This is a genomic window from Mycobacterium sp. ITM-2016-00316 (assembly GCF_002968335.2).
Classification (GTDB): domain Bacteria; phylum Actinomycetota; class Actinomycetes; order Mycobacteriales; family Mycobacteriaceae; genus Mycobacterium.
In genome coordinates this window covers 4,118,891-4,132,616 of sequence record NZ_CP134398.1, presented here as the reverse complement: position 1 = coordinate 4,132,616, position 13,726 = coordinate 4,118,891, and the positions used below count along the sequence as shown (strand labels likewise).

The window sequence follows — 13,726 nt, the reverse complement described above, 5'->3', positions numbered from 1 at the left end:
TCAGCTCCCTGTTGTAGCGGCGGCGTGATCCTGGTCCTGCTGCACCGCCGGGATCTCGATGATGGCGTGCACCGGGCAGTCCAGCAGAGCGCGCATCACCGCGTCGCGATCCTGTTCGGACACTTCGCCGTTGCCTTCGAGGCAGGCGTAGCCCCAGTCGTCCAGCGAGAAGTAGTCGGGTGCGTGTTTGGCGCAGATGCCGAACCCGTCGCACAGGGTCCTGTCGAGTTTGATTCTCATGACACCGCCTCAACTTCGAAGGGACGCAGGGCCGAAAACCCGCTGCAGTCGGCGCAACCGCCCTCGAGGTGGCTTGTCACCAGCTCGGGGAACTGGTCCAGCAGGCTTGCCGCCACATTCGCCGCACCGTCGAGCGTCGCGCAGGCGCCCCTGCCGCGCAGCACCACCGACCAGCGGCGCAGCCGGGCCACGTCCTCGGCGGTGGCGGCGCCGTCGCGCAGCGCGTCGGTGACGGCTGCCATGGCGGCGGTGCCGTTGAAGCACGACCCGCACTGCCCGGCGTTCTCCCGGTCGAAATAGGCCAGCACGGAGGCGGCCACCGCGACCGGGCAGTCCTCGGTCAGCACGGCGACGGCGCCACATCCGAGACCGCTGCCCAGCGCGCGCATCGACTCGTGGTCCAGGGTGGCGCCGACGATGGACCGGTTGAGCAGGCCGGCGAAGTAACCGCCCATCAGCGCACCGGTCACCGTGCCGGGATCGACCCCGTGCAGGGCGAGCAGATCGGAGGCCATGGCGCCGTGCGGCAATTCGTAGAGCGCGGGTGGGCGTCCCGCGCCGGTGATGGTGGCCAGAAAGGTTCCGGGGAGGCCTCGGTGCCGTAGCGACGGAACTCGGCCGGGCCGTGGCGCAGGATGAACGGCAGGTGCGCGAGGGTCTCGACGTTGCTCACCAATGTCGGGTTGCCGGCGACGCCCTCCTCGAACACCCTCGGCGGCTTGTCGGTCGGCTTGGCCGGTCCGCCGTTGATCACCCGCACCGCCGCCGACTCCTCGCCGGCGATATAGGAGGCGTCCACGGTCACCACGCTGATCCGGAGCGTCCCCAGATGCTCGCCCGCGGCGGTGAGCGCCGACTCCACTGCTGTCGCGGCCTGCGGATCGGAAACGTACACATGGGCGCGCTCGGCCCCGGTGATCTGAGCGGCCAGGCGCAGTCCGTCGAGCACCAGGTGCGGCCGATGGCGCAGCAGCCAGCGGTCCTTCACCGAGGCCGGCTCACCCTCCTCGCCGTTGGCGATCACGACGGTCTGCTTGCCGGCACGCCTGGCGGCCCGCACGGTGGTCAGCTTCACGGCCAACGGGAACGCCGCCCCGCCGCGGCCCAGCAGCCCGGCGGCGGCCACCGCGTCGAGCAACACCCCGTAGTCGTCGATCTGTTGATAGCCACCGGCATTGGCGTATTCGGCGAGATCCTCGGGGCCGGCACCGGGCCGCAGCAGCCGCGGTGTGAGCCCGGGCCAGACCTCGACCCTGAGATCGGTGGCGGTGGTTGTCATGATCGGCTGGTCCTTTCCACCGTTAGGCTGACGGCCGTGAGAACCGCAGTGGTGCGCGTTGACGTGGATCCGTCGGGTCGCCTGACACCCGCGCAGTTGACCGAGGGCGTGGCGATGCTCCGGCAACTGTGTGGCCCGGTCGGCGCCCAGTTGGTCGATGCGGACCTCTCGGTCATGCCGTCCAACCGGCGTGAGGTCGAGGTGCTGCTGGCCGGCGATGACGCCGATGCGTTACAGGACACGGTCGTTGCCTTGTGCGGCAGAGCTTTCGGCACCGATGTGGCTCCCGGTGTGCTGACCTTCGTCAGCCGCGGCACCGATGATGACGCGCACGGCGTGCTGGCGGGATTCGGACTCACCGGCGACGTGCACCGTCATCCGAGCGGTCAGGGCTGGGATGTGGTCGAGGTGACGCTGCGCCGAGACGATCTGGCGCGGGTGCCGGAAAGTCGTGTGCACACCGCGCTGGAAGCCTCGCTGAACAGTGAGGTGCGCATCCTGGTGCGGTGAGGTCATCGCGGTGTGCCCAGGAAGTCCAGAATCGGCGGCGCGGCCTGCACCCAGGTGTCGAAGAGGCAGAACGTCTTGCCGCCGCTCTGCGCGAACTTCTCCCCGGCACGCTCCCAGGCGTCCTCGGGCCACGGCGGTTCGATCAGCGTCGACCCCTTGATCAGACAGCTCACCTCCAGAGAGGTGCGTTTGGGGTGGTCCCAGTCATTCTCGCCGCCGCGGATGATCAGGGTGGGCACGGTGATGTTGTCGAACATCTCGTCGGGGACGCCGGGGATGGTCTGGCCCGGCTTGGGGACAAAGGCATTGAGCCAGCGCAGCATCACCTTGAGGTAGTCGTCGGCGTCGAGGGCGAGCAGCCGGTGGCGGTTCGCCGGATTCTGCTCGATGCGCTCACGCCACTCCGGCACGCTCAGCAGGCCCTTGATGCCGAGGCCGCGGACGGCCAGGATGCTGGGGGTCACGTAGTGGCCACCGAGTACGAACGATCCGTACACACCACCGACGATGTTCCACACCACGAGTTTTCGGACGATCTCCGGGTACAGCATGGTCGTCAGCATCGAGTCGCGTGCGCCGCCGGATCCGCCGAGGATGATGCACGGGCCGGCGTCGAGCCGGGTGATCAGCCGGAACAACGTCTCGGCCCGCATGTGGGATTCGCTCAGCCCGTAGAACTGCACATCGGACTTGCCACAGTTGGGCCGATCCCACAGCAGCACCCGGTAGCCGCCGGCCACCAGGGCCTCGGCCAGTGGGCGCAGGCCCGGGATGTCCTTGCTGAACCGTCCACCAGGGGTCAGGGCGATCAATTCGCCTGTGTCACCGAGGATCTCGTAGACGACGTTGCCACCATTGATCTCGATGGACTTCTCGCCGGCGGTCAGTACCGGCCCGGTCTCAGCACTCATGCCTGCACCAGCACATCGTTGCCGACCACCCGGACCGGATAGGTGCGGATGCTCCATTCCGGCTTGACCGCGGTGGTGCCGGTGGCCAGCTCGAAGCCCCACTGGTGCCACGGGCAGAAGATGTACTCCTTGTCGCGCACCATCACCGCGTCGCCGGGCACGTTCTCGTCGACGATGTTCAGGCCGCGCGCGCGGCCCGAACACAGCGGACCGCCCTCGTGCGGGCAGTAGTTGGCGATGGCATAGAAGGTGCCGTTGACGTTGTAGACGCCGACCCCGTGCCGGCCGATGGGCACGAGTTTGTGTGAGCCGTGCGGAATCTCGTCGACAGTGGCGACGATGTGCTCGCGTCCTTGTGCCAGGCGGGGCTCACGTCCCGCCTCTGTTTCGTTGCTCATCGGTCAGAAAACCCGAACCTGGCCCTCGAGTGCCGGCACAGTCTGCGGCACATTTCTGTACGTGGCCATCCCATTGCGGAACATGATCGGCTCGCGGGCATGTTCGGGCAGGTGCTTGACCAGCCAGCGTGGATCGTCGAACGTCCAGTGCGGGTAATCGCTGCTGAACAGCAGGATCTTCTCGCACTCCATCCACTCGAAGGCGCGGGTCAGTTCGGTCTTGTCCTCCGGGTAGTCCAGTGGCTGGGTGGTGAACTTGATGTGGTCCTTGACGTACTCGCTGGGCTTGCGCTTGATGTCGACCCAGGACTTACGGGCTTCGTAGAGCGCGTCCATTCGCCACATCAGCGGCAGAATCCAGGTGAACGCGTGCTCGACGAAGACGATCTTGAGCGTCGGATGCCGGTCGAAGGTGCCGTCGAAGATCAGGCTCATCACCTGGTTGGCCGCCAGCAGCGAGTAGGTGACCATGAAATCGTGGTTGTAGCTGGGCAATCCGACCGGCGGCATCGGCAGCTCGTCGTAATGGCTGCGCGACAGGTGGCAGCTCACCGGGATGTCGTGCTTGGTGGCCGCCGCCCAGATGGCGTCGTACTTGGGGTTGCCCCAGGATGGACGGGGTTCGGCCTTGATCAGGATCTGCGACATGTACGGATGGTCGGCCCAGCGTTCGATCTCCTCGACGCTCTTGTCGGGCTCCTCGATGGCCAGGCAGATCGACCCGCGCCAGCGCTCGTGCCAGTTGTTCTGGCTGTCGAGCCAGTGGTTGGCCTGCCAGTCGTTGAGCGCCATCGACATGGCGTGCTGCGCCTCCGGGATGCGCGCCGGGTAGGCGGCGGGTTCCAGGATCGCGATATCCGCGCCGGCCTCCATGATCAGCTGTTTGAACGCCAGTTCGGGGTCACTGCAGGGGAACTGACCATCCGGGGGGAACGTGTCCAGACGCATGGCGTAGGAATGCGCGTAGTCGGGTGCGTCGTAGTAGATCTGGTCGCCGACCTTGTGCGTGCCGAAGTACTTGCTGCGCCACGGTTCGGGGAGGTACTGGCCGAGCTCGCCCGACCGGGGCGCCGGATGCACGTCGGAGTCGACGCACCGCACGGCGATGCGCTCGGTGGCAGGTAGCCGCGGATTGGCTGTGGTGGTCATGGTGTGCCTCCTCGTTCCCTCTACTGTGCCCCGGCGGTGGACGCGATGACCGGGCTTTGGATCCCGTACAGTTCGGCCGCGTTGCGCCAGCACAACTTGTCGCGCTGCTCGGCGCTGTAGCTGCGCGGCACCGCGAGCTCGTTGAGCTGCCAGTGCGGATAGCTCGATCCGTACATCACCATGTCGTCCTTGCCGGTGAATCCGGCCCACTCACCGGCGAAGTCGACATCGCCGGGTCCGTCCAGTGCACCCTGCACGAAGTACACGTGGCCGGGCAGATAGTCGCTGGGCATCTTGGGCGCCCACGGTGTCTGCTCGAGATGCGGCCGGCCGAAGCAGTCCATCCGCCACATGAAGGGCGTCAGCAGGTCGGCGGCGCCGTCGGCCCAGACGAACTTCAGTTCCGGCAAGCGTTCGAAAACGCCCTCGGCGATCATGTTCATGAGGTGGTAGAGGAAGTTCAGCGCGGTGAACCCGACATACTGCTCGTAGGTGCGGGTGAGTCCGTTGGGGGTCGGCGGCAGTGCGACGCCCGAGCCGACCTCGAAGTGCACGGCGACCGGGAGTCCGGCGTCGACGGCGGCCTCCCACAGCGGCCAGAACTGCGGTTTTCCATAGAGTTCGCGGGACTGCAGCGGAATGCCGAGTTGCACCACCTGCGGGTGGCCCTTGTACTTGTCGATCTCGCGCAGGGCCCCGGCGATATCGTCGGGGTTGACCCGGATGGTCCCGCGGAACCGATCGCCGAACTCGTCGTGCGCGAGCCAGCGCGTCACCATCATCTCGTTGTGCGCTGCGGCGATCGCGGAGCCGAGGTGACGGTCGGGCATGATGCCGCGTGTCATCGGATGCAGGATGGCGATGTCCACGCCGCGGTCGGCGAACAGGTGCTTGGCCACGACCGCGGGATCGGAGCCGGGGTACTGGCCGTCCGGGCCCGTGGTGCGGGTGGCGTACTCGCCGCCGGGCGCCCCGTACCAGTCCATCTCGTAGTCCGGGAATCCCCGGCTGCTGAACGGCTCCTTGAGGAAGTTCTTGCGGAGGTCCTTGTTCGACTCGACGAAGATGTGGACGCTGGTATCGATGACGGGCGTCGTCACGACGTTCCCCGCGCCGTCCTGCAGTTCTTTCACCGTGGTCCATCCTTCAGCTCTGCGGCGGGCGTGGGCACGGCCCAGCGCGACGTCTCGAACCTCAGTGTAGATCCTTGTTCTTCAATAGCAAGAACATTGTTCTCCAGCGGATCGCTTACATCGTCGCTGGTGAGAGTGTCTGCTGGTCAGTCGCGTAGCGCGCATATGGTGAAACTGCATACACGCGAAACGAGAATGCCGACGCCCTTGATGAGAATGCTATTCTCCTGCGGACGGAACTAGTGCAGGCGGGAGGTGCCAGATGCTTCTGGAGTTCGACTCTGATCAGCGGCTATGGCAGGAAACGGTGCGTGACGCGGTGGGCAAGCAGTGCCCGGCGTCACTGGTCCGGGGAATCTCAGAGGGGCGGGGCGAAGGGGACGCGTCGATCCCCCTGTGGAAGTCCTATCTGGACGCCGGATGGACCGAGCTGACCGACCCGGAGAACGCGGTCGAACTCGCCATCGTGCTCGAGGAACTGGGCCGGGCCACCGACCCGACACCGCTGCTGGCCACGCTGTCGCAGTTCGCGCCGCTGGCGGGCGAGCGGTACGACCCCGCCAAGGCCGGGGCGGCGATATACGAAGGTGTCAGCGCCAATTGGAGCCGGCAGGGTTGGGAACTGAACGGCACCTCGAAGTTCGTCCTGGACGGGGACCGCGCCGAACAACTCGCCGTGGTCACGCCCGCGGGGGTCTTCGTGATCGCCCCGGAAGGCATCACCACACGGCGCCGCGATGTGTTCGACCCGGTGCTGCATGTCGCCGAGGTCACCTTCGACCGGGTACGCGTGGAAGAGTCCGACCGCCTCGACCTGGAACCCGCTGCCGCGCTGGCTCTGGTCGAGCGGTCTCGCCACATCGCGTTGATGGGTATGGCCATCACCACGGTCGGAGCGTGTCAGCGCGTTTTGGACCTTGCGCTTGAGCATGCCAAGAGTCGCCACCAGTTCGGGGTGCCGATCGGATCGTTTCAGGCCATCCAACACAAGGCCACCGACATGTACGTGGCCATCGAACGGGCCCGCGCGCTGTCCTATTTCGCCGCACTCACCATCGCCGCGGATGACCCGCGGCGCCGGATCGCCGCAGCGATGGCCAAGGCCAGTGCGGGGGAGTGCCAGACGCTGGTGTTCCAGCACGGCCTGCAGACCTTCGGAGCCATGGGCTTCACCTGGGAGAACGACCTTCAGTTCGCGCTGAAGCGGGCCAAGGCCGGCGAGCTGCTGCTCGGCGGTGCCGCTGAACACCGCGCCCTCATCGCCGAGGAGTTTGATGCAACTCGAATTTGATCCCGACGTCGAAGAGTTCCGCGCCGAGTTCTCGGCCTTCCTCGACGCTCACTTACCCTCTGCGGCAGACACTCTGGAGCGTCCGCGGTCGGTATCGCACATGCCGCAATGGGCCCGCGACTGGCAGCGCCTGCTGTTCGACAACGGTTGGCTGCTGCCGGCCCAGCCGCCGGAGTTCGGCGGCCGCAACGCATCGGTGCTGCAAAGCTTCGTGCATCTCGAAGAGCTGTGCCGGCGACGGATTTACCACAGCTTCAACCCCCAGGGCGTCAACATCATCGCCGCGTCGCTGCTGACCTTCGGTACCGACGAACAGAAGCAGCAGTGGGCGGTGCCGGTGCTCAAGGGAGAGCGCACCGCCTCGTTGGGCATGAGTGAACCCAGTGCGGGGTCCGATCTGGCGTCCTTGCGCACCAAGGCCGTTCGCTCCACTGATTCAGATGGCGACCACTTCGTGGTCAACGGGCAGAAGGTCTGGACCTCGGGGGCGCATGACGCCGACTGGCTGCTGACCTTCGTGCGTACCGATCCCGACGCGCCCAAGCACAAGGGCATCAGCGTACTCATCATCCCGACCGATACCGACGGTGTGGTGTGCCGGCCGTTCGCCGATCTCACCGGCGAGGAGAACAAGGACTTCAACGAGGTCTTCTTCGCCGATGTGCGGGTCCCCGCGGAGAATCTTGTCGGCCCGCTCAACGGCGGCTGGAAGGTGGCCAACGGGTCGCTGGGCCACGAGCGCACCATGATGTGGCTGGGGTTTGCGGACCGGATCGCCAACTCGATCGGCGATTTCAAGCCCTCCACACCGCTGGAGCGCGATCAGCTGGCGTCGACCATCATGGATTATCAGGCGCTGCGGTTGCTGGGATCGGTGGGGTTGGCCAAGGCGGCCCGCGGGGAGGTCGACGTCGCGGCGGTGTCGGTGCCCAAGCTGCTCGGCGCCGAGGCGGAGCTGCGGGCGGCGAACAACGCGCTCGTCGCGGCCGGGCCGGAAGGGCTGATCCACCCGTCGTTCAGCGGACCGTACGCCCACATGAACCTGGACCACTATTACGCGAGCTGGTTCGAGCGCTATGCACGCAGTTTCTCGGGGACCATCGCGGGCGGCACGTCGGAGATCCAGCGCAACATCATCGCCCAACAGGTGCTGGGGTTGCCCCGCGGTTAGCGGGCAGCCCGCACGAAAAAGTCCCGCCCTCCGATACCGGAAGGCGGGACTTTTTCGGCTTGCGACGACTCAGTAGTTGTTGCAGCTTCCGGCCAACTGGAGGGTGGCTCCCAGGTAGCTCTGCGCGCCCGGGTAGGCGGCGATCTGATTGACCGTGCCCTGGCGGTCCGCCGGACTGGAGTTCAGGAAGCTGCGCAGCATCCCCAGCGCCATCGGCTGGGCGTTGAACTGCGCGGCCAGGTCGGGGCGCTCCGCGTTCATGGCGGCCCACACCTGGTCATAGGTACAGGTCGTGTTGATGACAGGACCGAGGTCGGGCTGGGCTGAGGCGATCCCGACCGACATCGGCACCGACAGAGCCAGACCGCCAATCACGACGGCAAGCTTCGTGCGCGACACCTTGAGCATGTGGTTTTTACCTTTCCCCACCCGACTGATTCGGGCGACATCCTCCTTGTCGTGGAGGACATCTAATTTGTTACAGATCTTCTGATCAAAAGGCTAACAGGAGCGCCGGTGCTCCACGCAAGTCCATTACCCAGGGGTAACGCTGGTCAAACGGGTGAAGTTCCCCGATCCGGGTGTCCGAATTCGGCGGCATCACTTCCAGTCGATGACCGCGGTCTCCTTGCGCTCGGTGATCGGCCGGGCCAGTTCCTGCTCGTCGCAGATGCGCTGCAGGTTGTCCAGTGTCTCGTCCAGACCGGGCCCGAGCTTTTTGCCCGGTGTGAAGGTGGCGGGCAGCTTCCGCATGCCCTGGATGACACCGATGCTGTCGTAGTGCACGGTGCCCGCGGGATCGCATGTGTAGTCCGGCATCCGGTCGAGCACCGCGGTCAGCATCGATTTGAACACCGTGCGGGCCACGTTGGAGCCCACGCAGCGGTGCACGCCGATTCCGAAGCTGAAGTGCCGGTTGCCCTTGCGGTCCATGATGATCGTGTTGGGGTCTTCGAAGACGGAGGGATCGCGGTTTGCCATCGCCCACGAGATCCACAGCCGCTCACCCTCCTTGAACTGGGTGCCCTCGACCTCGACGTCCGCGGCGAAGGTGCGTCCGTCCCCGGGGGCCGGTGTGAAGAAGCGCAGGAACTCCTCGGTGGCGGGGTTGAGCAGGGTGTCCCGTTCCCGGCTGAGCAGGCTGCGCTGATCGGGGTTCTCGCCCAGCCACTCCAGCGCGTGCGCCGTCAGCGCGGTGGTGGTGTCGAACCCACCGCCGATGATCAGGCCCAGGTTGCCCAGGATCTCCATATCGGGCGCGGGCTCACCGTCGATGCGCAGCTGCAGCAGAGCGTTGATCAGGCCTGGCTTCGGGTTCTCCTTGAAGGCGAACATGTTGGTGAGCAGGTCGATGCCCATCTCACGGTGCATCTCGTTGATCTTCTCGCGGTCCGGCGAGTGCTCGGGGGTGTAGACCGAGGCGTGCGTGGGCTCGCTGTAGACGTGCCACTTCTTGAGGTCCAGCCCCATCATGGCCAGAGTCAGCACGGCGGGCACGACGTTGGCGAGGTGGTCGACGAAGTCGATCTCGCCGGTCTCGATGTGCTCGTCGAGTGCCGCGCGGGTGATCTCGTCGACGAACGGGACCCAGCGCTTGATGGCCGCCGGCGACAGGTAGGGGTTCAGTGCGCCGCGGTAGGTGCTGTGGTCGGGCTCGTCCATCTCCAGGATGCCGCCGCGCACCGTCTTGGCGCGGCTGGCGACCGGAATGCTGATGCCGTCGTAGCCGGTGCCCTCGCCGGTGAGGTCGTGGTCGTTGGACACCACCGGGCAGCGGGCCAGCTCGAAGACATGCTTGCTGTCCGCGGCGACCCAATGGCCGTCGTAGACGTCGGTCCACGCCATCGGGCACCGGGACTGCATCTCCTCGGTGATCTTCTCGAACTGCAGCCGGTACTCGGGTGTGTGCCGGTCGAAGTGGTACGTGTTCCGCTTACGCGCGTCATCGGTGGCGGCCTCGGTACTCACGGCGGTGTCTCCCTTGATTCAGTGGTGTGGACGGCGCTCTGGTGAGCAAGTCATCGACGGCGGCGTCATTCGACGACGATCGCCTGCTCCGGGCAGGAGTGCACCGCCTCGTTGACCGCATCCTCCTGATCGGCAGGCACCACTTCCGAGGTGGGTGAGGCGTGACCGTCGACATCGTCGAGTTCGAACGAGTCGGGGGCGATCATCGCGCACAGGGTGTGCCCCTGGCAGCGGCTTCCGTCGACCGAAACCTTCACTGCGCCAGCTCCTTCCGGATGTTTGGTTGCGCCATCAGACGTGGTAGTCGTACCACTTGAGGTATCCGCCCGCATCGACGCGCAACTGCATGCCGGTGACGAATCGGGACTCGTCGGAGGCCAGCCACAGCACGGCGTTGCTGATGTCCTCGGGCTCGATGTAATTCACCTTCATGGCCTGCTGCACGCTGAAAACCGGCTCGGCATCGGCGCGGGTCGGGTTCTCCAGGTCCGGTCGGAAGGACCGGTACATCGGTTCGCTCTGCAGCATGTCGGTGTTGCAGTTGGTCGGATGGATGACATTGGCGCGGATGCCGCGGACGGCGAGTTCGGTGGCCAGGTAGTGCACGTATTCGGAGATGAGGCGCTTGCTGACCATGTAGCCCATACCGCCCGGGTCGCCGCCTGGGTTGGGCTTGTTGTGGGCGTCCATCAGTGCGGCCGCTGAGGCGGTCGCCACGATCGAGGCCCCCTCGGTCAGATGCGGCAGCGCCACCTGGATGGCATTGATGGTGCCGACGAAGTTGGTGTTGATGCCATCGGTCCAGGCCTGCATCGGCGGCTGGCCCTTCATGGCGGCGACGCCGGCCTGCGCGACGACGATGTCGACCTTGCCGAGTTCGGCGAGTCCGGCCTCCAGCGCGCCGCGCAACTCGGCCTCGTTGCGAACGTCGGCCTGGGCTGTGACGATGCGGCGGCCGGTCTTTTCGACGTAGTTCTTGGTCTCTTCGAGGTCCTCTGCCGTGGCCATGGCGTAGCCGACGGTGTCGTAGTTCTTACAGATGTCGACGGCGATGATGTCGGCGCCCTCTTCGGCCAGCCGAATTGCGTGGCTGCGGCCCTGACCGCGGGCCGCACCGGTGATGAATGCGACTTTTCCGGCTACCCGGCCTGCAGTGTTTCCCGTGCTCCCCATGTTCAGCCCTTCTCGCTTCTAGGTGTTCCGGCCGCCGTTGACGCCCAGGATCTGTCCGGTGATGTAGCTCGCCTCTTCGGAGATGAAGAAGGCACAGGCCGCAGCGATGTCCTCGGGCTTGCCCATCCGGCGCACCGGGGTCTGCTCGATCTGCTTCTCGGTATCGCCGAGGAACCCGCGGTCCTCGGCCTTGCGCAGCATCGGGGTGTCGATGAAGCCGGGCGGGACGGCGTTGACGGTGATGCCCATCGGCCCGTATTCCAGCGCCAGCGATTTCGTCAACCCGTTGACCGCGGATTTGGCCGCGACGTAGGGCGCCATGAAGGGCTGCCCCGAGTGGGTGCTGGAGGAGGAGATGTTCACGATGCGTCCCCAGCCGGCCTCGACCATCTCCGGCAGAACGGCCTGGATGCAGTGGAACGTGCCGTTGAGGTTGACGTCGATGACCCGCTGCCACTGCTCGAAGGTGGTGTCGGTGAACCGGCGGAAGCTGTCCAGGCCGGCGGCGTTGACCAGGATCGAGACCGGGCCGAGCTGGTCGCGGATGCCGTTCAGCGCCTCGTCAACGGCGGCGCGGTCGGTCACGTTCGCGATGAACGCGTTCGGTGTATCCGAGGGGTTCAGGTCGAGGGTGGCGACGTGGTAACCATCCGCGCGCAGACGGTCGGCGATCGCACGTCCGATGCCCGACCCGCCGCCTGTCACGACAGCGTTCTTCACCTGTGAGGCCTCCTCGGTGTGGCGGCGATCTCAAGAATCGCCCTTTCGATTATGAGAACCGTACTCTCGGGTCGGGCGATACCGCAAGATCGGCGGGCCTGAATTAGGGAACAAAGGTTTGGCCCAGAAGCCAGCTCGGGGTATACGACTAGCGCATCTACACTTTCTTGCGTTCTCATGAACCGGATGTAAGATTCGCCCCTGATGAGAATGAAATTTCCATCACAGTGAGGAGCCTGATGTCGGAGACCCCCACGATCACCGCCCCGAGCGGCAGTGATTCGGTCAGCGAAGAAGCCACTACGAAGGCCGATCGGCGAATGCTGATCGACGGACAACTCGTCGACGCCGCCCGCACCTTCGCCACGCTGAACCCCGCCACCGGCGAGGTGCTCGGCTACGCGCCGGACGCATCGGTCGCCGATGCCGAGGCCGCCGTCGCCGCGGCGCGGCGCGCCTTCGACGGCTCCGGCTGGGCCACCGATGTGGCCCTGCGGGTGCGATGCCTCGAGCAGTTCCACGCCGCACTGCTGGCCAACCGCGACGAACTCGCCGCGCTGACCACCGCGGAGGTGGGTGCCACCGCCGCGCTGAACCTGGGCGCGCAGCTGGATCAGCCGATCGCGATCGTCGAGTACTACACGAACCTGTTGCGCGACTACCCGCTCACCGAGGACCTCGGTCACGTCGAGAGCCGCGGGCAGCAGCATCACCGCTGGGTCGAGAAGGAAGCCGGCGGCGTGGTGGCCGCGATCATCGCCTACAACTATCCGAACCAGCTGGCGCTGGCCAAGCTGGCGCCCGCGCTGGCCGCCGGATGCACCGTCGTGCTCAAGGCCGCCCCGGACACCCCGCTGATCACCCTGGCCCTCGGCGAGCTGATCGCCAACCACACCGACATCCCGGCCGGCGTCGTCAACGTCATCAGCGGGGCCGACCCGCAAGTCGGTGCCGTGCTGACCACCGATCCCGACGTCGACATGGTCACCTTCACCGGCTCCACGCCGACCGGCCGGGCGATCATGGCCGCGGCGAGCACCACGCTCAAGAAGGTCTTCCTCGAACTCGGTGGCAAGTCGGCCGCGATCGTCCTCGACGATGCCGACTTCGGTACCGCCGCACTGTTCTCCGCGTTCAGCATGGTGACCCACGCCGGCCAGGGCTGCGCGCTGACCTCACGTCTGCTGGTGCCGCGCACGCACCACGACGAGATCGTCGAACTGGTGAAGGCCAACTTCGGGCATGTGCGCTATGGAGATCCGACCGACCCGTCCACTTACATGGGTCCACTCATCAGCGAGAAACAGCGCGACAAGGTCGACGCCATGGTCCAGCGAGCCGTCGCCGCCGGGGCAACACTGGTGACCGGTGGCGAGAAGAAGGGGCCGGGCTACTTCTACACACCGACCCTGCTCACCGATGTCGACCCCGACAGTGAGATCGCCCAGGAAGAGGTGTTCGGCCCGGTCCTGGTGATCATCGCCTACGACGATGACGACGACGCGGTGCGGATCGCGAACAACTCCATCTATGGACTGTCCGGCGCGGTGTTCGGCAGCCAGGAGCGTGCGCTCGCGGTCGCGCGGCGCATCCGTACCGGCACCTTCTCGATCAACGGCGGCAACTACTTCAGCCCGGACAGCCCCTTCGGTGGGTTCAAGCAATCCGGTATCGGGCGTGAGATGGGTGTGGCCGGACTCGAAGAGTTCCTGGAGGGCAAGACGTTCGCCGTTCCGGTGGTGCCGGCGTGAGCAAGCCGCTGGACGGAATCCGGGTCCTGGAA

At 66.1% G+C, this 13,726-nt stretch carries 14 protein-coding genes and 1 pseudogene; 4 read left to right on the top strand and 11 right to left on the bottom strand.

Annotation, left to right across the window (positions count from 1 at the left end; translation table 11 throughout):
• On the bottom strand, positions 1-240 hold the full coding sequence (locus tag C6A86_RS19820) for a ferredoxin (RefSeq protein WP_105364383.1): 240 nt from the start codon (positions 238-240) through the stop codon (positions 1-3).
• Positions 237-1,519, bottom strand: a pseudogene (locus tag C6A86_RS19815) (NADH-ubiquinone oxidoreductase-F iron-sulfur binding region domain-containing protein). Before C6A86_RS19815 ends, C6A86_RS19820 begins: the two are co-directional and overlap by 4 nt.
• Positions 1,520-1,555: 36 nt before the next feature.
• Between C6A86_RS19815 and C6A86_RS19810 the strand changes: the two are divergent.
• On the top strand, positions 1,556-2,029 hold the full coding sequence (locus C6A86_RS19810; RefSeq protein WP_105364385.1) for a hypothetical protein: 474 nt from the start codon (positions 1,556-1,558) through the stop codon (positions 2,027-2,029).
• Positions 2,030-2,031: 2 nt separating this feature from the next.
• Here the strand turns inward: C6A86_RS19810 and C6A86_RS19805 are convergent, their stop codons facing one another.
• The 4 genes from C6A86_RS19805 to C6A86_RS19790 are packed head-to-tail and all read right to left on the bottom strand — an operon-like array spanning position 2,032 to position 5,620.
• Positions 2,032-2,940 carry an alpha/beta fold hydrolase gene (locus C6A86_RS19805; protein ID WP_105364386.1) on the bottom strand — a complete coding sequence of 303 codons (909 nt, stop codon included), beginning with the start codon at positions 2,938-2,940 and terminating at the stop codon, positions 2,032-2,034.
• Positions 2,937-3,338 carry a Rieske (2Fe-2S) protein gene (locus C6A86_RS19800; RefSeq protein WP_105364387.1) on the bottom strand — a complete coding sequence of 134 codons (402 nt, stop codon included), beginning with the start codon at positions 3,336-3,338 and terminating at the stop codon, positions 2,937-2,939. The genes C6A86_RS19805 and C6A86_RS19800 overlap by 4 nt, the downstream gene beginning before the upstream one ends.
• A gap of 3 nt (positions 3,339-3,341) precedes the next feature.
• Positions 3,342-4,487 carry an amidohydrolase family protein gene (locus C6A86_RS19795; RefSeq protein ID WP_105364388.1) on the bottom strand — a complete coding sequence of 382 codons (1,146 nt, stop codon included), beginning with the start codon at positions 4,485-4,487 and terminating at the stop codon, positions 3,342-3,344.
• A gap of 20 nt (positions 4,488-4,507) precedes the next feature.
• The gene (locus C6A86_RS19790) at positions 4,508-5,620 is read right to left on the bottom strand and encodes an amidohydrolase family protein (protein WP_233213087.1); all 1,113 of its coding nucleotides are present in this window, start codon (positions 5,618-5,620) and stop codon (positions 4,508-4,510) included.
• 262 nt (positions 5,621-5,882) lie between these two features.
• Here C6A86_RS19790 and C6A86_RS19785 point away from each other — a divergent pair, with 262 nt between their 5' ends.
• Together C6A86_RS19785 and C6A86_RS19780 are read left to right on the top strand one after the other, a co-directional pair.
• The gene (locus C6A86_RS19785) at positions 5,883-6,911 is read left to right on the top strand and encodes an acyl-CoA dehydrogenase family protein (RefSeq protein WP_105364389.1); all 1,029 of its coding nucleotides are present in this window, start codon (positions 5,883-5,885) and stop codon (positions 6,909-6,911) included.
• On the top strand, positions 6,895-8,082 hold the full coding sequence (locus C6A86_RS19780; protein WP_105364390.1) for an acyl-CoA dehydrogenase family protein: 1,188 nt from the start codon (positions 6,895-6,897) through the stop codon (positions 8,080-8,082). The genes C6A86_RS19785 and C6A86_RS19780 overlap by 17 nt, the downstream gene beginning before the upstream one ends.
• 69 nt (positions 8,083-8,151) lie before the next feature.
• Here C6A86_RS19780 and C6A86_RS19775 read toward each other — a convergent pair whose 3' ends face one another.
• From C6A86_RS19775 to C6A86_RS19755, 5 genes are all read right to left on the bottom strand, one after another.
• Positions 8,152-8,490 (bottom strand): hemophore-related protein, encoded by a 339-nt coding sequence (locus C6A86_RS19775; RefSeq protein ID WP_105364391.1) that lies wholly within the window; start codon positions 8,488-8,490, stop codon positions 8,152-8,154.
• Between the two features lie 192 nt (positions 8,491-8,682).
• A complete protein-coding gene (locus C6A86_RS19770) occupies positions 8,683-10,050 on the bottom strand; it encodes a cytochrome P450 (protein ID WP_105364392.1) in 1,368 nt (455 codons plus the stop codon).
• 65 nt (positions 10,051-10,115) lie between these two features.
• Positions 10,116-10,307, bottom strand: coding sequence for a ferredoxin (locus C6A86_RS19765; protein ID WP_057169439.1), 192 nt, complete (start codon positions 10,305-10,307; stop codon positions 10,116-10,118).
• Positions 10,308-10,341: 34 nt separating this feature from the next.
• Positions 10,342-11,223 carry a mycofactocin-coupled SDR family oxidoreductase gene (locus C6A86_RS19760; protein WP_105364393.1) on the bottom strand — a complete coding sequence of 294 codons (882 nt, stop codon included), beginning with the start codon at positions 11,221-11,223 and terminating at the stop codon, positions 10,342-10,344.
• Between the two features lie 18 nt (positions 11,224-11,241).
• Positions 11,242-11,943 carry an SDR family NAD(P)-dependent oxidoreductase gene (locus C6A86_RS19755; protein ID WP_105364394.1) on the bottom strand — a complete coding sequence of 234 codons (702 nt, stop codon included), beginning with the start codon at positions 11,941-11,943 and terminating at the stop codon, positions 11,242-11,244.
• A 239-nt stretch (positions 11,944-12,182) separates the two neighbouring features.
• Here C6A86_RS19755 and C6A86_RS19750 point away from each other — a divergent pair, with 239 nt between their 5' ends.
• Positions 12,183-13,694: an aldehyde dehydrogenase family protein gene (locus tag C6A86_RS19750; protein WP_105364395.1), complete on the top strand. Its 1,512-nt coding sequence runs from the start codon at positions 12,183-12,185 to the stop codon at positions 13,692-13,694.
• Positions 13,695-13,726: the final 32 nt, after the last annotated feature.